This is a genomic window from Gardnerella nova (genome assembly GCF_049244055.1).
Classification (GTDB): domain Bacteria; phylum Actinomycetota; class Actinomycetes; order Actinomycetales; family Bifidobacteriaceae; genus Bifidobacterium; species Bifidobacterium vaginale_H.
Genome location: NZ_CP058369.1, coordinates 1,213,358 through 1,238,091, shown reverse-complemented (window position 1 = coordinate 1,238,091; position 24,734 = coordinate 1,213,358). Strand labels below are relative to the sequence as shown.

The following is a 24,734-nucleotide window of genomic DNA, read 5'->3' as shown; positions in this document are numbered from 1 at the left end:
AAGATCAAGAATCTAACAACAACGGTACTACGTGGGTTGCGGCAGCAACCGGCACGGCAAGCGTTGGATTATGCACCGTAACAGGCGCGTGTAGCGTACTTGCTCGTCCTCGTACCAAATTGATCTGATAACACCTCGCACAAATTAGCGCATTGAGAAATCGCACATATAAGAACATTATTTATAGAAAGCTTAGAACAATGAACTTCACACACAACACAGTATCAAGTCAAAAACGACGCCATGTGTACGCTAAAGCGCTTACGGCAATGATGTTGTCACTGCTCACCATTATTGCTTCAGTATGCTTGCCTGCACCATTAATGAAAGTTGCGTTTGCGGAAAGCAACCAGCCGGTGATGATTCAGGCTGGTCATGCCGACTTCGGCCCTACGCTTATCGACAACAAGTGGAAAATGAAAATTCGCGACGACACCGGCGACGAACCAGTGTGGAGAGATCCTGAAAACGTGGTGTTCCGCTTAGCAAACAACGCAATAGTTCCTATGCCAAACGACGCGGCATACAGTTTTATTGGTGAAAAACCAGGGACGAAGCTGTATGTGATTCCGCAAACGCAGAATCCTGACGTGCCATGGCTCGGCTGGAACACGCAAGAAGGTGGCGTATTAAACGAACTCGATCGCGGAGCAAACCTCTCACTCGATGGGGTGAGTGGTCCCGGAAAATTACATGTTTATTTAGAAAACGGCAATAATAATCCGCAACAACTTTGGGACAGCACCAAAGGATATCCGCAAAATACGTGGATCGAAACTAACGCGCACACGCATGTGAATTGGGTATTTTCAAAGCCGGGCGTGTACCACGTTAAGCTCACGTTTTCTGGAAAACTTAAGAACGGACGCACGGTAAGCGATACTCGCGTACTGAACTTTGCCGTGGGAGATAGCACTGATCCGCAAGCTGCTTTGGGTGCTGCTACAGACGGTGGAGACCAGTCGGATGAAGGAAATGCGGACGACAATGACGCAGATAATGCTGGTGCCGACGGAACTGAAGAAAATACTGATGGTGGCGATCATGCGCACGCTGCGTCGCGCAACGTTCACAAACAAGCTGCGCGCAACGCGGATACTACTTCCGGGTTACTTCAGCTCGTGGGAATTATGGTAGCAATTGTTGCCATTATTATTGTGGCTTTCGTAGGTTTTGCCGTAGTAAAAAGTAGGAAAGCTCGTCAGCAGGCGTTGGCGGAGCAGCACAACGGGCAGCAGCCGGTACAGCCGATGCAATCAGTGCAGACGGTGCGAGCGGCACAACAAACGCAGCCGGTACAACAAACGCAGCCGGTACAAATGGTACAAACTATTAACGAAGACAACAATTTGTCTAATTTAGTGAGTGGACAAGAAACTACAGTAATGGCGCCAATTGATACTCATACTACTGAATCTGGCGCTTCTCAGTTTGATTCTTCCGGCTTTGATTCTTCTCAATGGAAATAAGAAATTTTGGTGATGATGATGCGTAATACTATAAAGAAATTATCTCGCGCTTTATTAGTGGGCGTGTGCTTGTGCGGTATGGTGATGGGAGCTCCCGCGGCTTTTGCTGACGAAAACGGCAACATTACTGCGGTAAGCGGTAAGCAGCAGAAAACTAAAGATTTTACCGCCATAAATAAAGCCAATTTTGAAGCGTGTGCAGCTGCTAGATTAGATAAAACTGCTTCACAACCTGCGGCTGATAGTAAAGCTGCAATGTGCCACGCATATAAAGGTCATACTGACGTTTTTGCAACTTTCTTTGATACTAAGAATAAGCGCATGGTATTAGGTACCTTGGGCGATGCGTTTGAAGAGAATGATAATAATGGTGCCCGTTACGATACGAATCGACTTATTTTTGAAGTCGGATCTAAAAATATCATGCAACTTTCTAAAGATGAGGACAGTCCGGTAATAAAAGAAATCTACGCAACAACTCGCGAAGGTGTAGTCTGGTTCTTTGATCAGTCGGGAGCTGAGAAGACTGGTGCTTTATGGCCTGGTTTAGATACTAGACCGTTATATGAGGGAGCTGGTTCTACTTCAGTTAATCCAACAGTCAAACTGTCATTAACTGGTATCGAAGCACCTCACAATGGCGAAGTTTTTATGTACACTCGCAGCGGTGATGATTATGAAAAAATGCTTGGTTCTGCGGATGGCTGGCCGAAAGATGTTGACATCACTGAGACTGGTGGCAAGCATTCGCATATGTACTGGTCTTTTAACCGTCCGGGCGTATACAAACTGACGATGAAAGCTACTGCTGCCGTTGGTGACGAGAAGCAAAGTGCTGAGCAGATTTACACTTTCCACGTAACCAATCACGATGTGACGATGGGTGACTTTGCCGACTATGACGGTCCGTCTTTCGACGGCGACGATGGAGATGGCAGTGATGGTGAAGAAGATGACGAAAATTCTGATGAGGATGAAGATGCGGAAGGTGACGATAACAGCATTAAATTGCAGCAAAGTAACGGAGCCTTCTTTATCAACGGCAACAACAATACGGTGTATGTAACACCGTGGCCTGGTGCTAAGCCGGATCAAGGATTGAAAAACAAGCTTGGGAAGGCTGATCCTCAAGGAAGCAAAGAAAAGAAATCCGGCGGAAGCAGCAAAAAAGGTGGAAAGGAAGATGATCAGGAATTAGCTACCAACGAGAAGCAGTGCACTCGATTCAAAGATATTGATGGCGACAAGCTGGTAATAGATCACGGGCATGTGGATGTTGCTGTTTATAACGACGACGCCAATAATATTGACATGGCTGTGCAGGAAGATGTGACAGGAAGCCACGTATTTAGAGACCCGGATACCGTCGTGTTTGCAGTAGGCGAAGCTGGAAAAACTCAAGGCGTGTACCGCATACCACAAACGCAAATTGACGGTGTGCCGTGGATGGGCTGGAATAATCAATCCATGAATCCACACAAGCCTACGCAATTAAGTCTGACAAGCGTTGACGGGCCTGGAGACGTGCGAGTTTGGATGTTTGGTGGCCTCGGCGGAGGAGATCAGGAGATTTTCTCAACACAAGGCGCAACCGACTACACGATACCAGCAAATACGCATGCGCACGCAAACTGGGACTTTAGCGAGCCAGGATATTACACGCTGCATTTTGAAGCCTCTGATGGTGAATCAACAGTGCAAAAAGCTATTCACGTTGCGGTAGGAGTGGATCCTGAAGAAACGCCAATGTCTTGCGCGGCGGCAGGAAAGAACAATCAAGAAGGCGCGCATTCCCAATTACTTAAGAAGAATCCTCCCGCTGCTAAGTTGCCTACTGGAACACAAAAGACACCTTCAAACGGTGGCAACAATGGCGGGAACAGCGGATTTGGCGGCGGATTTGGCGGCGGAAGTTTAAGCCGTAGGAGCTTTGGCGGAAGTGGTTCCCACAGTGGAAAAAGTCTGCCGACGTCTTCAATGAAACGCAGCAAACTTACGCCAAAAATCAGCAGAAACAAGCTCTCTCCAAGCCTATACCGACAGAAATTGAGCAGAGGACTCGAAGTTGTGGATGAAGAAGCAACGGGTATTGCTGGCCTATTCCAAAACAATCCTGCTGTAGCGTATTCATTACTTGCAGGAGGCATACTTGCAATTCTTGGCGTTTCTGGTGCTGGAATTTGGTATCTCTACAAACGCGGGTTTATCAACTTGAATTGGTTGCTGCGTTACTAGTCTGCGCTGTTAGTTCGCGTTACTAATTGCGCTACTAATTGCGCTACTTAACAATAGTAGAAGTGTGAAATAGGAGAATGAAAAGGGTGATTTTTCAGCCCAAAATATTGCGGAAAAAATTCGTAACGGTGGTTGCAGCGTGTGCCGTAGTCGCGCTTACTCTACCACTTGGCGCGTGTGGAACTGTGCATGGCGGCAATAGCGCAGGTCATCGCGACGGGCGAATTAATGTAGTTACAACTACAGGCGTTTTGCGCGATATGGTGGCAAATGTTGCGGGTGACGCTGCGAACGTAAGTGCAATTGTGCCGGATAATGCAGATCCACACTCCTACGAGCCGCGATTGCGCTCAATTCGCGATGTTGTGTATGCGGATGTGGCTTTCAGTAACTACATGATGCTTGAGGAACACGGCGTGATTACCGCTTTGGACGCGAACTTACGAAAAGGTGTGCCGAACGTTGAGCTTGCGGAAGAAAGCGTGAAGCATGCGGCGGATATTATTCCGATGGTTGAAGACGTGTCGTTGGATACGATTTGGCTTGGGCTTGCCACGGAGCGTATGGCTGCGCAGGTGGGAGCTGAAGCTGAAAATGCACAATCTTCTGAAAAATCTTCTGGAAAATCTTCTGAAAAATCGCAATCTTCGCCTTCTCAAGACGCACAACCTTCCCAGAACTCGCAATCTTCCCAGAACTCGCAATCTTCACAATCAAACGCGCCTTCAACAGTAACAAAAGAAGGACGCGCAACCGTAATAAAGCCAAACGCATACAACATGAAGCGTTCCGACAGAATCCGCTTAACTGCAACAAAAGTGAGTGGTCCAGGAGCGTTATTTGCTTACCTTACAGGCACTTTCGGAAGCGTTGAAACTTACGTAAATTCAGCGAACGGAATTAGCGACGACGATCACGTGGATTTGCCGGCTGACGCACACACGCACTTAAGTTGGGCTTTTAGCAAGCCGGGAGAGTACACGCTTGACTGGCACACGGATATTTTGAACGCTCAGGGCGCGCGAGTGGCAAGCTTAGGGAATGCAACCATGCGCTTTGCGGTTGGCGTAAATGCGCAGAAAATAGCGAAAAAGCGCGGCGCGCGCGTGGTTTTGAATCAAGGTCATGCCGATTTAGCGTACGATCTGGCATCGCATGGATTTATGTACCGAGTGGATACCTTACAAGAAAAGCGCTCTGCAACGCCAAAGCGAGTGTACTACCAGCCTCGCGATGTGGTTGTGGAAGTGCCGACGAATGCGCTAAAGGAGATTCCGGCAGAGCAGGGGTATCGTTTTTTGGGTGCGGCTCGCGAAAAGTTGTATCAACTTCCGCAAGCGGTTCTTGGAAAGCATGTTCACGGCGATATTGACCCGCATTTGTGGCAGTCGGTAAAAAACGGCATAGCGTATGTGCGCACGATTGCGGATCGACTTTGTGAAGTGGATCCTAAAAACGCGCGAAAGTATCGCGCCAACGCGGACCACTATATTAACAAGCTGCTGGATGTGGACGTGTATATGCGCAAAAAAGTTGCGTCAATTCCAAAAGAACGACGCAATTTAGTCACAACGCACGACGCTTTTGCCTACTTAGGTAAGACTTACGGCGTAAATATTGCGGGATTTGTAACGATCAATCCTTCGAGTGAGCCGAGTGTGCAAGACAGGCGTAGGCTTTCGCAAATTTTGCGCGATTTGGAGATTCCGGCAGTATTTTTGGAGCCGAATTTGATTTCGCGTTCGTCGGTACTTAAAGAGCTTGCGGCTGAGGCGCATGTGAAAGTTTGCCCAATTTATGGTGACGCTTTCGACGCGAAAGTTAGAACTTACGCGGATATGATGCGGGCGAATGCGGATTCTTTAGCAAAATGCTTGAAGTGAGCTTTAAGTGAGATTGAAGTGGAAGTGACTTATGAATAAAAATATTAGCGAAAACGGTACTGTTATTAACGCGCAGAACTTAAGCGTAAGCTACGCAAGTCGCGCTGTTGTGAAAAACGTTTCCTTTACTATTAATAGCGGCGAATTTGTTGGCTTGCTGGGTGCAAACGGTGCCGGCAAAACAACGCTATTTCGTGCGATTATGGGGCTGATTCCGCACGTCGGAAAGTTGGAAGTGCGCGCGCCTCATACGGAAGGTGGCAGCATGAACCCGCGCGTGTCCTACGTGGGTTACGTGCCGCAGCGTCACGATATTGCTTGGGATTTTCCGCTTTCCGTGCTTGACGTGGTGATGATGGGCAGGATTCGGCATATTGGTTACGTTCGTCGCGCGAAAAAAGAGGATTACGAGATAGCGCTTGCCTCGCTTGAGCGCACCGGAATGGCCGATTTTCGTGACCGCACAATCGGTGAGCTTTCCGGCGGGCAAAGGCAGCGCGTGTTGGTTGCGCGCGCACTTGCCGGAGAGCCTCGCTTGCTACTACTTGACGAACCGTTTACCGGACTTGACATGCCAACTCAAGAACTACTTACGAGCCTGTTTTTGGATTTAGCGAAGTCGGGAGAAGCGATTCTTATGAGCTCGCACGACATAATCGGCTCGATTAATTCGTGTTCAAGAATCATGCTTTTTGACGGAAGTATTGTAGGCGACGATGTGCCGCAAAATTTGGGTGCTGATCAGTGGGTGAAAACCTTCAATGTAACTCCGCAAAATCCGCTTATTCAGGCCGTTGAGCGCGTAATTGGGAAGAAATAGAGGTGGAAAAGTAAATGTTATCGCCAATCGAATTTATACAAGACTTAACTAACCCCGACCTTTGGTTCCTACTAAAAGCGCTTATTGTAGCCTGCCTTTCGAGCGTAATTTGCGGAGCTGTGGGATGCTACGTGGTGCTTCGCGGAATGGCATTTATCGGCGACGCTGTAGCTCACTCCGTATTCCCAGGGCTTGCAATCGCCTTCGTATTACAAGGCAATCTGCTATTTGGTGGCGCGCTCGCGGGAGTTGCAACCGCACTAATCGTATCAATCTTTAGCCAAAACCGCAGGCTTCGCGAAGACTCGTTTATTGGCGTATTCTTCGTATCTGCTTTCGCACTCGGAATCGTAATAATCTCAAAGGCTTCCGGTTACGCAGGCTCTTTGGAATCCTTCCTTTTTGGCTCGATTACAGGCATTCCGGACTCGGATATTGCAGTAGTAGCTGTTACGGGGCTGATTATTTTGGCGCTGTTGAGCATGTTCCACAAAGAACTCGTGTGTGTGTCAATGGATCGCGAGACTTCGCGCGCAATGGGACTGCCGGTAGCGTGGCTCGACGGCATGTTATACGTTTTGGTGGCGATTGCTGTGGTTGTTTCCGTGCAAATTATTGGAAACGTGCTCGTGCTTGCGCTGCTAGTGACGCCTGCCGCAACTGCGCGACTGATTACGGATAGGTTGTCGAGAATGATGATACTTGCGCCGATTATTGGTTGCGCGTCGTCGATTGTGGGCATGTATATTTCGTGGAGCTTTGATACGGCAACAGGTGGAACGATTGTGCTCGTAGCTACGGCGCTTTTTGTGCTTGCGTGGGCTTGCTCGCCTAAGCACGGGCTGATTGCGAAGGCGTGTGTAAAGAAAATAGCGGGATCTCGCTGAAAAGTGACAGTTTCGTTACAAGCGTGTAAAGAAAAGAACGTAGCGCAGGTTTGTAGCAGGTTTGTAGCGGGTTTGTAGCAGGTTTATAGCGTGCGGCACAATAGACGTATGGTATCAAAAGGAAAACCTTCGCCAAGAAGCGCCGTAAAACCACTCAGTGATGAGCAAGTAAAGCGCTTGGCTGCAAAACACCACTTAGTTGACCCAACCTACTACTATCCAACCGGCACACGCAGGCCAAACGAAGCGGAAATCAACGCGCAAAATCCAAAAGCAACTGAACGATTGCTTGAAGGAACGTCTCGCGTATTGCGGTCGCGCTCAAAAGTAAAGGCATGGGGATTGGAAAACGTTCCAGAAGAGGGCGTATTCATAACCGCGTGCACGCACGTAACCATGTTCGACGTATTCGTGCCGATGACAGCACTATTCCACCAAGGCCGACGTCCGCGCTACATGGCGAAAGCAGAACTTGCCAACTGGCCAATCTTAGGCAAGTGGTTCCAGCTCGTAGGTATGCAACCGGTGCCACGTAGAAGCGGAAAAGCTCGCGAAATCGAGGAAGAATCAATCAAAATCCTCACAAGTGGCAGACCGCTGAGCGTGTGGCCAGAAGGAACAGTTACCAGAGATCCGCAAAAATGGCCTATGAGCATGAAGCCAGGTGTGGGAGTGATTGCGCTCGAAGCTTCGCGCAGACTAGGACACCAGATTCCGCTATTTTGCGCGGTTGTGTGGGGGGCTGCAAGCATTAACCACTGGTGGCCGTGGCCGAAGAAAAACATTGTAATGTGCTACGATACGCAACTTGACTACTCGGATTTGTTACAAGGAAGCGAAAGTTGGGGAGAGTTACCTCCTTTGGAATCTGCCGCCGAGCTAGCGAGACGTATTCGCGTGCGCATGACGCAAATTATGGAAGAAATTCGCGGCGAAAAATCGCCTGCCGGCTATTTTAATTACCGTCTTATGAAACGCGTTACGGAAGAAACGCAAGAAACGCAAGAAACGCAACAAACGCAAGAAACGCAACAATAGTGCGTAGTCGTACGTTTAGGCACACCCGTAAAGCGGCGTGTGTAGAATTGTGTAATAGCGTGATTATAAGTCATTGAGTTGCAAAGTAGTCTGCGGAATCGTGAAACTGCGGGATACACGAAACTACAAAGCAGCTTACAAAACTCACAACCGAAAGGCAGGACATAAAACATGAACGTTACGGTGTTGGGTGCTGGCGCTTGGGGAACTGCGTTTGGACAAGTGCTTGCGGACGCGGGCAATCAGGTGACGATGTGGGCAATAGAGCCGGAAATCGTTGAAGGAATTCGCGACCATCACCATAACGGTGTGCGCCTACCAAGCGTAGAAAAACTGCCAGAAAACATGACAGCAACGGGGGATCGTGCGGAAGCTGTTGCAAACGCGGATATTGTAGTCGTGGCGATTGCAGCACAGTTTGCGCGCGTTGCGTTAGCTGAGTTTGTGGGGCTTATTCCGCAAAATGCGATTGTTGTTTCGCTTATGAAAGGCATTGAGCGCACCACCGGCAAACGCATGGATGAAGTTGTGTGCGAGGCTTTGAATTTGCCGCGCAACCGTTTTGCCGCACTTTCCGGACCAAACTTAAGCAAGGAAGTTGCTTCTCGCCATCCGGCTGCAGCAGTAGTTGCCTGCACTGAAAAGTCTCAGGCAGAAGTAGTGGCAAAAGCCTGCTCGAACAGCTACTTTAAAGCGTTTGTGTCAACCGACGTAATCGGCGTAGAAATGTGCGGCTCGCTTAAAAACGTGGTTGCGCTCGCAGTTGGCATGGCTCGAGGCGCGGGTTACGGCGAAAACACGGCAGCTATGATTGAAACGCGCGGACTTGCAGAATTGACGGCTTTGGGCGTTGCAGAAGGCGCAGATTCGCGCACTTTCGCAGGTCTTGCCGGCTTTGGCGATTTAGTGGCAACTTGCGGATCTCCACTAAGCCGCAACTACACTTTCGGTGCAAATCTTGGCAAAGGCATGAGCGTTGAAGAAGCAACCGCCGTAAGCAACGGTGTGGCAGAAGGTGTGCCAACTACGAGCGCAGTTGTGGCAATGGGCAAGCGCTTGGGAGTAGCAACTCCGCTTGCAAGCGCAATGGCTCGCGTGCTGGAAGAAGGAATCTCCTGCCAAGACATGCTCGCAATGCTTTTTGACGACGACGTTTGCGAAGAATAGGTAACGTTTGCAAAAGTAACGTGCGCGAAAGTAGCGTTTGTGAAAGTAACGTTTGTGAAAGTAAGTAGCGCGCGAAAGTAACGTTTGCAAAAGTAGCGCGCGTAAATAACCGTAAATAACCGTAAATAATCGTAAATAATCCAAAATAATTAAAAATAAGCTAAAGGAAAGAAATGACGAAAAAGCGTGTAGTGTTCTTGTATGGCGGTAAAGCAGACGAACATTCGATTTCTTGCATATCTGCTGCTGGAGTGCTCAGTGCTGTAGACGAAAATCGTTTTGACATTGTGCGAATTGCAATCACAAAGAAAGGCGAGTGGATTGTTGGTGGCGAAGACCCGCGAAGCTTCCGTATGGAAGAAGGCGAGTTGCCGGTAATTACAAAAACCGCTGAAACGCGCGATGTGGTGCTCGATCCTGCCAAAGGAGCAGACGGATTTTTGGTGCGCGAAGCCGACGGCACGCTTACAAGTTTGGGTCATATTGACGCTGTTTTCCCTGTGCTTCACGGTCCAAACGGTGAAGACGGAACTTTGCAAGGCTTGCTTGAGATGATGCAAGTTCCATACGTTGGTTGCGGAGTGTTAGCTTCGGCTGCGTGCATGGATAAATATTACGCAAAGCAGCTTTTTAAAGCGGCCGGGATTGCTGTGGCTCCTGGAATTGCACTGGATGCGCGAAAGTTTGCAAGCGACGCGGAAAATCGCTTCGGCACGTACGCAAACGAAATTCTTGAGCAAGTTGAAGCGGCAAAACTTGAGTATCCGCTTTTTGTAAAACCAAGCCGTGCAGGATCTAGCTTTGGCGTTACAAAAGTGGAATCGCGCGACGCTAAAGCTTTGGCACAAGCCGTTTTTGAAGCGTCAAAGCACGATTGGCGAGTGTTAGTAGAGCAGGGAATTGACGCGCGTGAAATCGAGTGTGCGGTTCTTGCGGCTCGCGACGGTGAGGAGCCGCAGGCAAGCTGGCCTGGAGAAGTTGTGCTCGACAAGCGCGAGGCTGGCGAAGACCAGTTCTACGATTTTGACAGCAAATACATGGATTCTGCGGCTTCGCACGTGGAAGTGCCAGCAAATCTGCCGGAAGAAACTTTGCAGCGAGTTCGCAAAACAGCGCTTGCAGCGTTCAAAGCAGCAGACGGCAGAGGGCTTAGTCGCGTGGACTCTTTCGTAACTAAAGACGGGCGCGTAATCCTTAACGAAATCAACACGATGCCTGGATTTACGCCAATTTCCATGTATCCAAAAGCTTGGGAAGCAACCGGAATAAGCTACAGTGATTTGATTACGAAACTTATTGAAGGTGTGCTTAAGTAAGCAAAGTAACTTTAGGTAATCTTAGGTAATCTTAGGTAATCTTAGGTAATCTTAAGTAACTTAAGTAACTTAAGTAACTTAAGTAACTTTAAGTAACTTTAAGTAAAAAGCGAAAAATAATCGCGAATCAATAAATAAGTAAATATATAACTAAATAAGTAAAATCGCGAATAATCGCAAATAAGTAAAAACGACAATATAAAGGAACGGGTATGCAAGAACTGCAACATGACAACACGTATGTGTTGGCGAAAAAACGCCAAGGAACTATTGGCATGTCATTATGCCTGTTACTAGTTGTGTGGATTGCTGTAGCGTACGTGCTCGGCATGTGCTATTCGCAATTCGTGCCACGAGGAGCAGTGAGCAATTCGTTAGGGACCATACTCGTATCGGATGTGGCACAATACTTGGTGGCGCTGCCAATAGCAATGCTTGTCATTCGCAAAGTCCCCGTTGCTGCCACGCGCCAATTTACTATGCGATTGCGCCAATTTGGAGGCTTTTTCGCCGCAAGTGTACCAATTATGTACATTGGCAATATGTTGGGAATTGTGCTCGCTTTATTGCTTACGGGCGGCAAAGCAGAAAACCACGTTTCTGAAATTATTGAATCCGGAAGTACGTGGGAAACCATGGTGTTTGTGGTGATTCTTGCGCCGATTATGGAAGAATGGTTGTTTAGAAAGCAGATACTTTCGCGACTGCGCGTATACGGCGAAAAGCGGGCCATCGTATTTTCGGCGCTCGCGTTTGCGCTATTCCACATGAACATCTTCCAGTTCTTCTACGCGTTCGGACTTGGGCTTGTTTTCGGCTACATGTACGTGCGCACTTCGCGTTTGCGCTACAGCATATTGCTTCACATGATTGTGAACTTCCAAGGAAGCGTTGTTGCTTTGTGGCTGGAAAAGCAGTTGGTGGATGCGAGCGGCAATATGGTCGACATAGATAAACTTTCGAATCAAGAGCTGACGAATTTGCCTGCTGGTTTTATGCTGGCTGGAATTTATGGCATGTTTATGCTGGTTATGTTGGTGATTGGCATAGTTTTGCTCGTTCGTCGCCGCCGATATCTCGTGTTCTTCGACGCGCCTACGGAATTGCCTAAACGCGAAGGCAGAAAAGCATTATACGGAACTGTTGGCGTTATCGCATTTTTGATTATTGCGATCATGATGAATGTGATGATGCTTTTCGCTTAGTATTCGGATAAGGTTCGGATAACGAAATTTATATAACGGAAGTTTGTATAACAGAAATTTATATAACGGAAATTTTATAAAAAGTTGCGCATAACAAGAGTCGCGCCACAGCACACAAAGGAGATTGCTATGTCAAACGAACAGTCTGCCGGCAAAACTATTCGCGTAGGCCTGCTGGGAGCCGGAACCGTCGGTTCGCAAACAGCGCGACTAATAGTTGAGCAGCGAGAGGAGCTTGCCGCCCGAACCGGTGCCGTAATCGAACTTGCCGGCGTGGCCTGCTTGCGTCCGGAAGAAGTAGATGCTCCATGGATTGATCGCGATTTACTCACCACTGATACGGCTTCCTTGTGTGAGCGCGAAGACGTCGATATTGTAATCGAGCTGATTGGCGGCCTCGAACCGGCGCATACTTTCGTAAAAAGTGCGCTGAGCCACGGTAAATCTGTGGTTACTGCAAATAAAGCGTTGCTTGCAAAATTTGGTCCGGAATTGTACGAGTGTGCAAAAAGTCACGGAGTTGACTTGTACTTTGAGGCGGCTGTTGCCGGCGCGATTCCTATTGTTCGTCCGCTTCGAGAGTCGCTTATTGGTGACGAAATTACGCAAATTTTTGGTATCGTAAACGGCACCACCAACTATATTCTTGACGAAATGACAGTGCGAGGGCTTGATTTCGCAACGGCTTTGCGTGCGGCTCAAGAAAAGGGTTACGCTGAAGCAGATCCTACGGGAGATGTGGAAGGTTTGGATGCAGCGAATAAGGCTGCTATTTTAGCAACGCTTGCATTCCAAATGCCAGTGAGTATTGACGACGTTTCCGTTGAGGGAATTAGTGCGATCACTGCTGAAGATATTGCGGCTGCTGGAGCAGAAAATCGCGTAATTAAGCTGCTTGCGGCTGTCGAGCGACATGGCGACGGCGACGGAGTAAGCGTTAGCGTGTATCCGGCGCTTGTTAGTGCGGAGCATCCTTTGGCTTCGGTGCATGGCAGTTTTAATGCGGTGTTTGTGAAGGCGAAAGCTGCCGACGATTTGATGTTCTACGGCCGCGGTGCCGGCGGCGCTCCAACGGCCAGCGCTGTTGTGGGAGACGTTGTTTGCGCAGCGCGAAATCTTGTGCGCGAATGCTCTGGTTTCGCTGTGCCAATGTACAACAGCTACGTGCCGGCTTCTAGTGAAGAAACTTGCGCCGATTTTGTGGTGCGTTGCAATATGGAAGACACTTCAGCTGCTTTGTGTGGAGAAGTTATGGACGTGTTTGCGGCTCACGGCGTGAAAGCAGAGCGTTTGGCTTCGGCGTGCGAGGCGAAATATGCGCAAAATGGCGGCGAAGGCGATTGCCCTGCCTGCGGAATTGGCGGGCCTGGAAGCGTGCGCGTGCTTGTGCGCGAATGTGCAGACACTGAGATGCAGGCTATTTGCGAAGATTTGCAATCGCTGGACGTTGTGCTAGGTAAGCCGCTTGCTTTGCGAATTATTAAGTAGGCCAGATTGCTAAGTAGGCCAGATTATTAAGTAGGCCAGCTAAACGGAAAAGGTGCTAAATGAAACCGATTTGCAAAACCGTCTCAGTGCGAGTGCCGGCAACTAGCGCAAATCTAGGATCGGGTTTTGACACTGCCGGAATCGCGCTCGATTACGCGGATTCTTTAACTTTTACTTTAGACGATGAAATTTTTGCGTCTGAAACCGACGAAAAAAGTTCGGCAGCAGAAAAATTACCTAACGTGCGTGTAATTATTCACGGCGAAGGCGAGGACACGCTTCCAAAAGACGAAACGCACTTAGTAGTATCAACTTTTCGTAAGGCTTGCAAAATTTTTGGGTTACCAAACTTGCGATTCACTTTAGAAGCGCATAATCAAATTCCGCAAGCGCGCGGAATGGGGTCTTCTGCAGAGGCGATTGTGGCTGCAGTGGCGGCTGCTTGGACTTTTACGCACGAAGGCGAGCTTAATCGCGAAGCAATTTTTGAGATTGCGGCCGCGATTGAGGGACATCCGGATAACGTGGCGCCTGCTGTTTTTGGCGGATTGACGATGAGTTGGAAGCTTGATGTAGGCGAGGGTAAGGGTTCCGTGCGAGTGGCTGGAGAGGATGCGGCAGGATGTGGAGAGGAGCCGCTTTCTGCAGGTTTCCACACGGTGCGATATGAAGTTTCGAAAGATATTTCCGTGTCAGTTTTCGTGCCTAATTTCGAGCTTTCTACGGAACTTGCGAGACGTGCGCTTCCGGCAAATGTGCCTTACGGGGATGCAATATTTAACGTTTCTCGCGCTGCGATGCTTCCGGTTGCGTTTGGTTCGTTTGGCGCATCTGGTGAGTTTGGTGCAGAAGCTGTGAAATCCAACATTTCTCGCAACGCATTACTGTTCGCAGCAACGCAAGATGCGCTTCATCAGCCGTATCGCGCAAGTCTTATGCAGGATTCGTGGGATTTGGTGGAAGCGTTGCGCGCTGCCGGTTTTGCGGCCGCGATTTCTGGAGCGGGATCGTGCGTAGCTGTGTTCCATGCCGGAAGTGCTGCGCTCGCGAACGCGCAAATCGACAAAATTGCGGAGCCGTGGCTTGCGTGCGACGGTTGGCGAGTGCTTCACGTGCCAGTCGATTCGACTGGCGTAACGGTCGCTCGCGAATAGGTTGTGAGAAGTTATAAAAAGGGAGCAGATATGGCAGTTTCGTTGATTTTGGCTTCACAGTCGCCTTCGCGTAGAGCGGTTTTGGCAGCGGCTGGCGTAATTCCGGTGATTCACGTGAGCGAAGTGGATGAGCCGGCGGCTTTGCGAGATGCTGCCAGTGAACGTGAAACAAGCGTTGATCAGTTGAGTGCTGAGGAGCGCGTTTCGATTTTGGCGCGAGCAAAAGCTCAGGCTGTGTATGAGTCGTGGAAGCGTGTGGCGGATGCGGCCAGCTGCGCTACTGGCGAATGCGTTGTGGGGTATCCGCTGGAAGCTGAAGTTGCTGAAACTACGGTAGCTGCGGAAACTACTAATAATGCTTTAGCAAGCGACTCCCAAGCGGACGTAACGCATAATGTAGATACAGCGCAAACCCGCGATTTTTCAGGCGTAACTGTACCTACTAAAACTTTCGATATTCACAATTTTGCTCATCTAAATGAATCTTCTAACGATTGCAACAATGTGCTAATCGTTGGCTGCGATTCCATGTTCTTACTCGATGGCGAGTGCTACGGAAAGCCGCATACTCCCGAAATTGCTTTTGAACGAATCAAGCAAATGAGTGGCAAAACGGGGCAATTGTGGACGGGCCACTGCTTAATCGACGCAAAAACCGGCAAAATCGTGTGCAAAACAAGCCACGCAAGCGTAACTTTTGCGCACATGAGCGACGCGGAAATTCGTGCTTACGTAGAAACAGGCGAGCCGCTGGAAGTTGCGGGATCCTTTACGTTAGAAGGTTTCGGCGGAGCTTTTATTGAGGAAATTCAAGGCGATCCGCACGGAGTTCTTGGAATCAGCTTGCCGCTGCTTCGCAAGATGGTTACTGAGCTTGGCTACGCGTGGCCGGATTTGTGGAATAAGAATACTTTGGAAGAAGCCGGTGCGAAGAACGATCCAGCTTCCGCACAGGTGCCTAAAGAAAACGTGCATCAGCCGGGAGATGGCTGGGTGCAGTGCAATTGCGGGCGCAGGCACTGGGGTCATAACGGTGCGGCTGGCGTGCTTCTCGCCAGGCGAGATGAGTCGACTGGGTGCGTGACGCACGTTGTGATGCAGCATCGCGCGCTTTGGAGTGCGGAAGGCGGTACTTGGGGTATCCCGGGCGGCGCGATTTCCGACGGCGAAAGTGCGATTGAGGGTGCTTTGCGCGAGTCTTTCGAGGAAGCGAATATTACTTCGGAAGATATTGAGGTTGTTGGCGCATACCGTGAGGACCATGGCAACTGGGGGTACACAACGGTTTTTGCGTTTGAAAAGCCGGGGCATAGTGTGAATCCTTGCGCACACGACGACGAAAGTATGGAAATCAAGTGGGTGCCGATTGACGACGTGCCGAAGTTGAAGCTGCTTACGGCAATGCGCACGGATTGGCCGTCTTTCCGCGCGCGACTTGATTTGCTAGCGCGACGACATGCCTTCGCGTAAGCGTAGCGCGCGTTAGTTTCTTTACATGCTTGTAAAGTCACTGTCACTTTTTGGCGAGATTTCGTTATTTTCTGTACAACGATGTAAAGGAATTATCGCTTTTGTGGAACATTTGCGGGAGAATTTCCGGCGTTTGTTGTTGTTTTGGTGGTTTTTTGGAACATTTGCGGGAGTTTTTTCTCCGGAAAATGTTGCTGTTTTGGTGGTTTTTTGGAACATTTGCGGGAAAATCTCCGGCGTTTGTTGTTGTTTTGGTGGTTTTTTGGAACATTTGCGGGAAAATCTCCGGCGTTTGTTGCTGTTTTGGTGGTTTTTTGGAACATTTGCCGGAAAATCTCCGGCGTTTGTTGCTGTTTTGGCGTTTTTGTGGAACATTTGCCGGAAAATCTCCGGCGTTTGCGCCGACGACATGCTTAAAGCGCTGCGATGTATTTGTGTTGCTTTTATTCTGTGGAATCTTATAAAATTATGTCTACGCGCTGACACGTGCTAGTTTTCTGCTAGTTTTTAGAAGTTTTGTGGCTTGTGATTGATTTTGTAGTGTGCTTGTGATTTATGGGGTTGTGTTAAGCGCATAAAAATAAAGCAAACTAAGCAAGTAAATAAAATAATTACGTAAAAAACTTGCGCAAAAATTAGGGGAATATTATGTCTAATATGTCGAAAATTAAAAAAGAAACTATTGAAGCAAAAGGCCTTACAATTCAGGTTTATACGGAAGATTTTAGGAATGATTACGTTAGTTTAACCGATATTGCGAGATATAAAAATAAAGAAGAGCCTAAAGATGTTGTTAAAAACTGGCTGAGAGTGAAGAATACTATTGAGTTCTTGGGATTGTGGGAGAGTATTAACAATCCAAATTTTAAAGGGGTCGAATTCGACTCCTTTAAGAACGAGGCTGGTTCTAATGCTTTTACTTTATCTCCTCAAAGATGGTCAGAAAGCGCGTAGGAAATTAGCCCAAGATTGCGGCGATTACTGCTATACAGATTGGGCTGGTTACGGTAGAAAATAGTATGCCGTCGCGCGCAAAACTTAAGCCCACGTTGTATCGAGCTGCATAATTGTACACGTTCTGACCCGTCGGAAGTGCCGCAAGCACAACGCAAGCGTACAAAGTCGCCCCGCGAAAACCCATCACAAAGTAAGCTAGCAAAAACGCAACAATCGGCATAATCAAATTTTTCAGCACCGCAACCGTCGCAATCGCCGCACGGTTTGAATTCTTCTGCAGCGGCTTACTTCCGTAAAGCGACATGCCAAAAGCCATCAAAATCATAGGAACTGCGGAATCGCCAATCATTTTAATAGGATCGTACAAAAAATTCGGAACGGGAAAATAGCCAACTTTAGCTGAAATTGCGGAAATAATAATGCCGCCGAGAGAACCAATTAAAAGCGGCTGCTTCAAAGGCTGCTGCGCAATACGCTTGAGCGAGAATTTGCCGGTAGTTGTAATGTCGAGAACCGTCAAACCAACCGGCGTAAACACAGCCTGTTGCATAACCAAAATTGGTGCCACAAGCGCAGGATTTCCTAAAATATAAGTGGCAACTGGCAAACCAATATTATTTGAGTTTAAATATAACGAATTAAGCGCGCCAATCGTGCAGTCGGCTGCAGGAAGGCGAAAATACAGGCGGTTCAGTAATACGAACGCAACTCCAACAATCATCGCAGAAAAGAACGCAACAAAAATTGAGGAATGAAAAATCTCAAAAATAGGCTCTTTAGAAAGAATCGCGAACATTAAGCAAGGACTGGAAACGAAGAAACTCACGCGATTTAAGACCATCTGCGCTTGGGAACCGCCAATTCGCAGGCGCGCAGTAATGTAGCCGGCAAGAATCACGATGCCGATTACGCAAAAACCTTGCATAGCGCTGATTAAGCCCATGTCTCGCCTCCTAAAAGTTAGTGGTACGCAACGCTACGTGCGAACCTCTTGTGTAACTATAGGAGTGCTACGCAACTTTTTTAAGTAGAGGTGATTAAAACTTTACAGTCGTGTATAGGAAATGTCGGAATCTCGCTGAAAGGCGACAAAAACTTTACGTGAGTGTGAAGGAAATAACGGAAGTGCGATGGGAAGTAACGTTCAAATCTCAATATTTGACTCGGTGGTATGGCATACTAGAGAGCGGCGGCACTGCAAGCCGCCAAGCGATTGATGGCGTCGATCCCCTCGCGGGGTTTAAGCGAGGCTGGCGTCCGCCGTTTTACGCAACGAGACTTTGTTGAGGGCCTTTGGGTGGTTCGCATACGCGTGCCCATCTTAAAGCCAAGAACTGCGAGGCGATGCAGCGTCTCGTGAGGAGCATAGTGCCCAGAATAATAGGAGAAAGCTTCAACGAATCGGAAGCTGCAAATAATATAACTGTGCCTGAATCAAACGCTGATGCCGTTAAAGGTGCCGCCAAAGATGAAGCCAAAGGTGCTGCTAATGGTGCTGTTAAAGGTGAAGCCAATAAATCGAATAATGCAAACGCAGACGCTCAGGAGACTGTTGGAGTTATGCGTCGCCGCCGCGGCCGTCGAGTGACGCGTGGCACCGGTGCCGCAGGTGAGGCGATGGAATTGAAGGTTGAAGATCCAAATTCTCAGAGTGGTCAGTCACATTTTCCGGTGAGGTCAATTACTTCGCTGCTGTTCCAGGAGCCAGTACTTCCAACGCACGCTAACAATCGTGACGATAGCGGTGATCGTGGGGATGATGGTTGTCGTGGTGAGTTTGGTGAGCGTGACGAGCGTGGGGAACGTGGGGAACGTGGGGAACGTAATTCGCGAGGCGACGCTCGCAGTGGCCGCGGCGGTCGTAGCGACAGCCGTGAAACATCGCGTGAAACATCGCGCGAAACAGGCCGTTCATTGAGTCGACAATCAGGTCGAAATGCCACGGATGAGCGCGATGAAAGCAATATGCGCGATTCGCATAATAGTCGTGAAGACTCACGCGACAGTCGCGACACTCGCGATGATACTCGAGATTCCCGTGACGGCCGTCGCCGTCGACGCGGACGCCTTCTTGACAACGACTCGTCTGCCAACCGTTCTCGTCAATCTGCCCAATCCGCAACTACAAAAACAACTGAAGGCGAGATATCAAATCGTCAATCTGACGACAATGAAAACAGTGCAAACGTTAACAATACAAACGTTAACAATGCGGGAATTTTTGATGATGATATCGACTTCTACCGCAGCGTTGATGATATTCCTCGAAAAAGTCAGCGTTCGCGTCGTTCGCGCCGCCTCAATGCGGTCGAGCGTCGCGCCGCCGCCGAAGTTGAGCAAATTGAGGAAGATCTTGCCTACGACGATATTGTGTACGCACCTATTGATACGCGTATCGACGAAACGCTCGATGTAAGCGATATTGTGTCGAACAGGCGTCGCAACCGCAGCAATCGCAACGATGTTGAGGATGATGAAGGTCTCGATAATCGCGAATCTCGCAACGAACGCAACGAACGTAACGACCGTAACGAACGCAACTTGCGTCGCCGCCGCCAAAAACTCGATATGCGCGACGATTACGATAACGACACTGCCGACGATTTGGACGATACTGCACAAAGTCAATCTCGCAATACTTCATTCGTTGAGGACGATGAAGAAAGCGGCATGATGACGCGCCGTCGCCGTCGTCACCGCGCATCTCGCACCGGAAGTGACGACCGCAACGACCGCAACGACCGCAATGACCGCAACGACAGTCGACGGGACAGTAGCAACGAAGACTACGACGACTTCAACTCGCGCGTTGTCGACGAAAACCTTGATGCAGTTTCTCAAGAAGACCGCGACTTAATCCCTGATCCAGACGAGTTCCGCGCGCAGGACGAAGAAGAAACGCTATACACGCGTCGCCGTCGCCGCCGCCGCACTAAGACCTCGGATGACGCTACTTCGTTAACATCGTCAACGGCCTCGTCAACGGCCTCGCGCTTAAGTTCCGACGACGACACCTCCCGACGCTCGCGCAAGCAACAATATATCGACGAAATTACGGATATTGAAGGCTCCACAAGGCTTGAAGCAAAGCGCCAACGCCGCCGCGACAACCGTCGCGAACGCAGCCGCCAAAACCTACTCATAGAACAAGATTTCTTGGCCCGTCGCGAAAACGTTGAACGCCTAATGGTGGTGCGAGAACGCGACAAGCACACGCAAATTTCCGTTATCGAAGACAATATTCTCGTAGAACATTACGTTTCCGATATTCAAGAAGTTGCAACCGTCGGCAATATTTATCTCGGCCGCATCCAAAACGTGCTCCCAAGCATGGAAGCCGCCTTCGTAGATATTGGTCAGGCGCGAAACGGCGTGCTGTATGCGGGCGAAGTGAACTGGGATATGACGCGACTCGAAGGCCAACCTCGTCGAATCGAGCTTGCTTTCAAGTCAGGCGACCCGGTACTCGTGCAGGTTACGAAAGATCCTATTGGTCACAAAGGCGCTCGCTTAACTTCGCAAGTGACGCTTGCCGGACGCTTCCTCGTGTTGGTTCCTTCCGGCGGAATGACTGGCGTGAGCCGCAAGCTTTCAGATCGCGAGCGCTCGCGTTTGCGCGGTATTGTGTCGAAAATTGCGCCAAAAGACATGGGTATTATTATTCGTACTGCAGCTGAAGGCGCGAGTGAGGACGCGATATCTAAGGATCTTGAGTCGCTGGTGAAGCAGTGGGAACGCATTGAATCGAAGCGCCAGGAATACCTGCACGGTAAGCGACCTAAGCTGCTCCAAGGCGAGCCGGACGTGGCTATTCGTGTGGTACGAGATATTTTCAACGACGACTTCCAGAAGCTTATTGTTGAAGGTGCAGGTGTGTACCAGCGTATCGACGAGTATCTCGAGATGATGGCGCCGGATTTGCGCAGTAAAGTTGAGTATTGGGATCCTGCCGAGCATGAAGGTAAGGACGTATTCGACAAGTGGCAGATTGATAGTCAGCTGCGTAAGGGCATGGAGCGTCAGGTTTATTTGCCTGCGGGCGGGTCGATTGTGATTGATCGCACGGAAGCAATGACCACAATCGATGTGAATACTGGCCGATTTATTGGCCGCGGTAAGTCGTTGGAAGAAACGGTGACGCGTTGCAATTTGGAGGCTTCTGAGGAGATTGCGCGTCAGCTTCGTTTGCGCGATATTGGCGGCATGGTCATGATTGATTATGTTGATATGGTGATGCCGGCGAACCGCGATTTGGTGTTGCGCAGGTTGCTTGAGTGCTTGGCGCGAGATAGGACTAAGCATCAGGTTGCGGAGGTGACGTCGCTTGGCCTTGTGCAAATGACGCGTAAGCGCGTTGGGCAGGGCCTGGTTGAGGCCTTCTCTGAGGAGTGCCCGATGTGTAAGGGCCGCGGATTTATTCTGCACGATGAGCCGACTGTTTCTTCGGAATATGCCGATCCTTACGCGTTGAAGGGTGGCGATCCGTTTGTTAAAACGAATAAATACGGTCACGGAAGCGCGACGGAACAGCCTGCTGCTCCGGTGAAACAGCAGGGGTCGAGTGCGGATGTGCGCGCTAAGTTGGCGCGTATTGCTGCGGCTTCGGTGGTGAATGACGGAGCTAAGTTTGGCGAAGCCAAGTTGGACGAGGCTACGTTGGACGAGGCTACCGAAGTTGCGGAAAATACGGAAGCCGTTGCGGAAGTTGCGGAAGTTACCGAAAATATTTCGGTAAACGCTACGGAAAACGTTGCGGAAAACGCTTACGAAAATACCGACGAATCTTCCGAAAATACTGACGAAAGTAATTTTGAAAATACCAACGAAAGTAATTTCGAAAATACTGACGAAAATACTTTCGAATATACCGAATAAACGTGAAGTATATGGCTTGAGTACAATATTGACTATTGCCTACAAGGCTTCGTAACTGTACTGACTTGACGTTAGTACAGGGGTCGGTGTATTTTTGATAGTCGGTGTCTTGCCGCGCTCCATACGCCGCGCGCGAGGCAAAAGTAAGCTTTCAATTGAGCTAAGGAACGAATTATGTACGCGATTGTGAAGGCCGGTGGCCATCAAGAGAAGGTCGAGGTTGGCGACGCCATTCTCGTAAACCGTCTCGATGCAAAGAAGGGCGATACCGTGGAATTCCCGGTCGCGCTCGTTGTTGACGGTGCTAAGGTGACCTTAAGCGCCAAGGATCTTGCTAAGATCACGGTGAAGGCAGAAGTCTTGAACGACGAAGCCAAGGGTCCAAAGATTAGCATTATGAAGTTTAAGAACAAGACTGGTGTGGCTCGTCGCAAGGGTCATCGCCAGAAGTTGACTCTCGTCAAGATCACGGCCATCGCCTGATTGACGGTGTTATAAACCTGAAAGGACAGTGAGATGGCACATAAGAAGGGTGCGTCTAGCTCGCGCAACGGTCGCGACTCGCAAGCGCAATATCTTGGTGTGAAGAAGTTCGGCGGTGAAGCTGTAGTGGCTGGCAACATTATCGTTCGTCAGCGCGGCACTAAGTTCCACGCCGGCCAGAACGTGGCTTTGGGCAAGGATCACACGCTGTACGCTTTGGTGGACGGCAATGTGAAGTTCGGCATTCGTCGCGACCGCAAGGTTGTTGACGTGGTGACTGCCTGAGTCATAGTAGCCTAAGCGCTTCAACAATAAGTCGGTGAAAAAGCCGGCGAAAAACGTTTAAGCCGCACCCAATCGGTGCGGCTTTTTTGTGCTTGATTTGTTTCCGCGAATTTAAGTGTTTAGCTTCGATATTAGGTGTTTAGCTTCGAGTAAGGTATCGAGTAAGGTAGCAGTATGAGTGATTTTGTAGACCGCGTAACAGTGCACGTGAAAGGCGGCGACGGCGGCAATGGTTCCGCAGGCGTGCGTCGCGAAAAGTACAAGCCGCTGGCAGGTCCAAACGGTGGCAACGGTGGCGACGGCGGTTCTGTTATTTTTGTAGCCGACCGCAACGCAAACAGCTTACTCGACTATCGTTTTATGCCTCACCGCACTGCAGAAAACGGTACGATGGGCTTAGGTGACACTAAAGACGGTTCAAAAGGTGCCGATTTAGTGCTTCCTGTGCCGGTTGGAACGGTTATTTTTACAGCGCGAGGTGCTGCGGGAGCTACGAAGCGTCCGGGCGAAGTTTTGGCGGATTTGCAGCATGTTGGCGACCAATTCGTTGTAGCTCAAGGCGGTGCTGGCGGTCTTGGCAACGCGGCCCTTGCCAACAAAACTCGTCGCGCTCCGGGATTCGCGCTTTTAGGCGAGCCAGGCGAAGAACGCGACGTAATTTTGGAACTCAAATCTATTGCGGACGTAGCTTTAGTCGGCTTCCCATCTGCAGGAAAATCAAGCCTAGTCGCCTCAATTAGTGCAGCCAAGCCAAAAATTGCGGACTATCCGTTTACTACTTTGGTGCCAAATCTCGGCGTGGTGAGCTTCGGAAATTATCGCTACACAATTGCGGACGTACCGGGATTAATTCCAGGAGCTTCCGAAGGCAAGGGCTTGGGACTTGAGTTTTTGCGTCATATTGAGCGTACGGAAATTATTGCGCACGTAATCGATTGCGCTACTTTGGAACCAAATCGCGACCCAATTAGCGACTATCATGCGCTTGAACACGAGCTTGCGCAGTACGCCGATAAACTTGAGCTTCCGTTGGGTGCGATTCCAATTCCAGAGCGTCCGCGAATTATTGTGCTGAACAAAGTTGACGTGCCGGAAGCTAAGGAATTGGCTGATTTTGTGCGCGGCGAATTTGAGGCGATGGGGCTGGAAGTATTTGAGATTTCTACCGCTTCTCACGAAGGCTTGAAAGAGCTTGGATTTGCGCTTGGACGATTGGTTGAAAAGATGCGCGAGAAGCTCGCTGCTGAGGAAGCGGCGCGCGAGGAGGAACGCGTGGTTATTCAGCCGCTTGAGCAGGCTTCGTCGGCTTTGCGTAGGCGTCGTGACGACGGTCGTGGAAGTGGAGCAGACTTTACGATTGAGCGCGAAGAGGATAGGAACGGCGACTTTTGGTTCACGGTTACCGGTACGAAGCCGGAGCGTTGGGTTGTGCAAACGAATTTTGACAACGACGAAGCCGTGGGATATTTGGCGGATCGTTTGGCGAAGCTTGGCGTCGAGGACGAGTTGCGTAAGAAGGGCGCGCGTCCGGGAGACGAGATTCGCATTGGTAGCGGAAATCATATGGTTTGCTTCGACTGGGATCCGAGTATTGCTGCGGGTGCGGAAGGATTGGACGGCGCTAACTTGGGTGCGCGTGGCAAGGATTTGCGTCTTGAGGCGAATGATCCTCGTGGTGCGCGTCGCACGAATGCCGAGCGTCGCCGCGACTATCACAGCATGATGGATGCCAAGAGCGCGGTTCGAGAAGCGATGATGGCTGAGCGAAAGTCCGGCCACTGGGCGGATCCTTCCGTGGATGACGACCGTCACGACGAAAACAGTTTGTTTGGACGCGGAGAATAGTAGGAAAACTAGCTAAATTGTGCGGAATTAAGCGAGATTTAGCTAGCTCAAACTAAATTACGCAAAGTCACGTAAAACTAAACGGAACTGAGCAAAGTTACGAAAAGTTACGAAAACTAAGCAAAACTACGCAAAACTAAGCAAAATTAAGCAAAGT

At 49.5% G+C, this 24,734-nt stretch carries 18 protein-coding genes and 1 pseudogene; 18 read left to right on the top strand and 1 reads right to left on the bottom strand.

The features are described from left to right. Positions 1-200: 200 nt before the first annotated feature. From HXT56_RS04875 to HXT56_RS04810, 14 genes and pseudogenes are all read left to right on the top strand, one after another. Positions 201-1,469: a TIGR03773 family transporter-associated surface protein gene (locus tag HXT56_RS04875; RefSeq protein WP_421777915.1), complete on the top strand. Its 1,269-nt coding sequence runs from the start codon at positions 201-203 to the stop codon at positions 1,467-1,469. A gap of 15 nt (positions 1,470-1,484) precedes the next feature. Next, positions 1,485-3,704 (top strand): choice-of-anchor M domain-containing protein, encoded by a 2,220-nt coding sequence (locus tag HXT56_RS04870; protein WP_421778495.1) that lies wholly within the window; start codon positions 1,485-1,487, stop codon positions 3,702-3,704. A 77-nt stretch (positions 3,705-3,781) separates the two neighbouring features. Then, positions 3,782-5,587: an anchored repeat ABC transporter, substrate-binding protein gene (locus tag HXT56_RS04865; RefSeq protein ID WP_421777914.1), complete on the top strand. Its 1,806-nt coding sequence runs from the start codon at positions 3,782-3,784 to the stop codon at positions 5,585-5,587. A 31-nt stretch (positions 5,588-5,618) separates the two neighbouring features. Further along, positions 5,619-6,407 carry an anchored repeat-type ABC transporter ATP-binding subunit gene (locus tag HXT56_RS04860; RefSeq protein ID WP_116712404.1) on the top strand — a complete coding sequence of 263 codons (789 nt, stop codon included), beginning with the start codon at positions 5,619-5,621 and terminating at the stop codon, positions 6,405-6,407. Between the two features lie 14 nt (positions 6,408-6,421). Continuing rightward, on the top strand, positions 6,422-7,294 hold the full coding sequence (locus HXT56_RS04855) for an anchored repeat-type ABC transporter permease subunit (protein ID WP_421777913.1): 873 nt from the start codon (positions 6,422-6,424) through the stop codon (positions 7,292-7,294). A gap of 108 nt (positions 7,295-7,402) precedes the next feature. Next, positions 7,403-8,332, top strand: coding sequence for a lysophospholipid acyltransferase family protein (locus HXT56_RS04850; RefSeq protein WP_421777912.1), 930 nt, complete (start codon positions 7,403-7,405; stop codon positions 8,330-8,332). Positions 8,333-8,503: 171 nt separating this feature from the next. Next, positions 8,504-9,499, top strand: a complete 996-nt coding sequence (locus tag HXT56_RS04845; RefSeq protein ID WP_116712407.1) for an NAD(P)H-dependent glycerol-3-phosphate dehydrogenase — start codon at positions 8,504-8,506, stop codon at positions 9,497-9,499. 173 nt (positions 9,500-9,672) lie between these two features. Next, positions 9,673-10,815, top strand: coding sequence for a D-alanine--D-alanine ligase family protein (locus HXT56_RS04840; protein ID WP_421777911.1), 1,143 nt, complete (start codon positions 9,673-9,675; stop codon positions 10,813-10,815). Positions 10,816-11,027: 212 nt separating this feature from the next. Beyond that, a complete protein-coding gene (locus tag HXT56_RS04835) occupies positions 11,028-12,020 on the top strand; it encodes a CPBP family intramembrane glutamic endopeptidase (RefSeq protein ID WP_421777910.1) in 993 nt (330 codons plus the stop codon). Positions 12,021-12,149: 129 nt separating this feature from the next. Beyond that, positions 12,150-13,508, top strand: a complete 1,359-nt coding sequence (locus HXT56_RS04830; RefSeq protein WP_421777909.1) for a homoserine dehydrogenase — start codon at positions 12,150-12,152, stop codon at positions 13,506-13,508. A gap of 59 nt (positions 13,509-13,567) precedes the next feature. Next, positions 13,568-14,662: a homoserine kinase gene (gene thrB, locus HXT56_RS04825; protein ID WP_421777908.1), complete on the top strand. Its 1,095-nt coding sequence runs from the start codon at positions 13,568-13,570 to the stop codon at positions 14,660-14,662. Between the two features lie 30 nt (positions 14,663-14,692). After that, positions 14,693-16,132 (top strand): Maf family nucleotide pyrophosphatase, encoded by a 1,440-nt coding sequence (locus tag HXT56_RS04820; protein ID WP_421777907.1) that lies wholly within the window; start codon positions 14,693-14,695, stop codon positions 16,130-16,132. 103 nt (positions 16,133-16,235) lie between these two features. Then, on the top strand, positions 16,236-16,625 hold the full coding sequence (locus HXT56_RS04815) for a hypothetical protein (protein ID WP_421777906.1): 390 nt from the start codon (positions 16,236-16,238) through the stop codon (positions 16,623-16,625). 155 nt (positions 16,626-16,780) lie between these two features. Beyond that, positions 16,781-17,080 (top strand): annotated as a pseudogene (locus HXT56_RS04810) (KilA-N domain-containing protein); the annotation flags it as partial. A gap of 10 nt (positions 17,081-17,090) precedes the next feature. Here the strand turns inward: HXT56_RS04810 and HXT56_RS04805 are convergent. Next, the gene (locus HXT56_RS04805; RefSeq protein ID WP_421777905.1) at positions 17,091-18,032 is read right to left on the bottom strand and encodes an AEC family transporter; all 942 of its coding nucleotides are present in this window, start codon (positions 18,030-18,032) and stop codon (positions 17,091-17,093) included. 425 nt (positions 18,033-18,457) lie between these two features. On the opposite strand from HXT56_RS04805, the gene HXT56_RS04800 reads away from it, so the two are divergent. The 4 genes from HXT56_RS04800 to obgE all read left to right on the top strand — a co-directional run bounded on the left by HXT56_RS04800 (position 18,458) and on the right by obgE (position 24,577). Further along, complete coding sequence (locus HXT56_RS04800) at positions 18,458-21,964, top strand: Rne/Rng family ribonuclease (protein ID WP_421777904.1); 3,507 nt, start codon at positions 18,458-18,460, stop codon at positions 21,962-21,964. A 174-nt stretch (positions 21,965-22,138) separates the two neighbouring features. Continuing rightward, a complete protein-coding gene (gene rplU, locus HXT56_RS04795) occupies positions 22,139-22,447 on the top strand; it encodes a 50S ribosomal protein L21 (RefSeq protein WP_004129104.1) in 309 nt (102 codons plus the stop codon). A 33-nt stretch (positions 22,448-22,480) separates the two neighbouring features. Next, a complete protein-coding gene (gene rpmA, locus HXT56_RS04790; RefSeq protein ID WP_004106248.1) occupies positions 22,481-22,732 on the top strand; it encodes a 50S ribosomal protein L27 in 252 nt (83 codons plus the stop codon). Positions 22,733-22,906: 174 nt separating this feature from the next. Next, the gene (gene obgE, locus HXT56_RS04785; RefSeq protein ID WP_250310151.1) at positions 22,907-24,577 is read left to right on the top strand and encodes a GTPase ObgE; all 1,671 of its coding nucleotides are present in this window, start codon (positions 22,907-22,909) and stop codon (positions 24,575-24,577) included. The last annotated feature ends 157 nt before the right edge of the window (positions 24,578-24,734 follow it).

Bases quoted from the DNA above. Each gene is read 5' to 3' on its own strand.
- HXT56_RS04875 (WP_421777915.1), top strand. From the start codon at position 201: ATGAACTTCACACACAACACAGTATCAAGTCAAAAACGACGCCATGTG.
- HXT56_RS04870 (WP_421778495.1), top strand. From the start codon at position 1,485: ATGATGCGTAATACTATAAAGAAATTATCTCGCGCTTTATTAGTGGGC.
- HXT56_RS04865 (WP_421777914.1), top strand. From the start codon at position 3,782: ATGAAAAGGGTGATTTTTCAGCCCAAAATATTGCGGAAAAAATTCGTA.
- HXT56_RS04860 (WP_116712404.1), top strand. From the start codon at position 5,619: ATGAATAAAAATATTAGCGAAAACGGTACTGTTATTAACGCGCAGAAC.
- HXT56_RS04855 (WP_421777913.1), top strand. From the start codon at position 6,422: ATGTTATCGCCAATCGAATTTATACAAGACTTAACTAACCCCGACCTT.
- HXT56_RS04850 (WP_421777912.1), top strand. From the start codon at position 7,403: ATGGTATCAAAAGGAAAACCTTCGCCAAGAAGCGCCGTAAAACCACTC.
- HXT56_RS04845 (WP_116712407.1), top strand. From the start codon at position 8,504: ATGAACGTTACGGTGTTGGGTGCTGGCGCTTGGGGAACTGCGTTTGGA.
- HXT56_RS04840 (WP_421777911.1), top strand. From the start codon at position 9,673: ATGACGAAAAAGCGTGTAGTGTTCTTGTATGGCGGTAAAGCAGACGAA.
- HXT56_RS04835 (WP_421777910.1), top strand. From the start codon at position 11,028: ATGCAAGAACTGCAACATGACAACACGTATGTGTTGGCGAAAAAACGC.
- HXT56_RS04830 (WP_421777909.1), top strand. From the start codon at position 12,150: ATGTCAAACGAACAGTCTGCCGGCAAAACTATTCGCGTAGGCCTGCTG.
- thrB (WP_421777908.1), top strand. From the start codon at position 13,568: ATGAAACCGATTTGCAAAACCGTCTCAGTGCGAGTGCCGGCAACTAGC.
- HXT56_RS04820 (WP_421777907.1), top strand. From the start codon at position 14,693: ATGGCAGTTTCGTTGATTTTGGCTTCACAGTCGCCTTCGCGTAGAGCG.
- HXT56_RS04805 (WP_421777905.1), bottom strand. From the start codon at position 18,032: ATGGGCTTAATCAGCGCTATGCAAGGTTTTTGCGTAATCGGCATCGTG.
- rplU (WP_004129104.1), top strand. From the start codon at position 22,139: ATGTACGCGATTGTGAAGGCCGGTGGCCATCAAGAGAAGGTCGAGGTT.
- rpmA (WP_004106248.1), top strand. From the start codon at position 22,481: ATGGCACATAAGAAGGGTGCGTCTAGCTCGCGCAACGGTCGCGACTCG.
- obgE (WP_250310151.1), top strand. From the start codon at position 22,907: ATGAGTGATTTTGTAGACCGCGTAACAGTGCACGTGAAAGGCGGCGAC.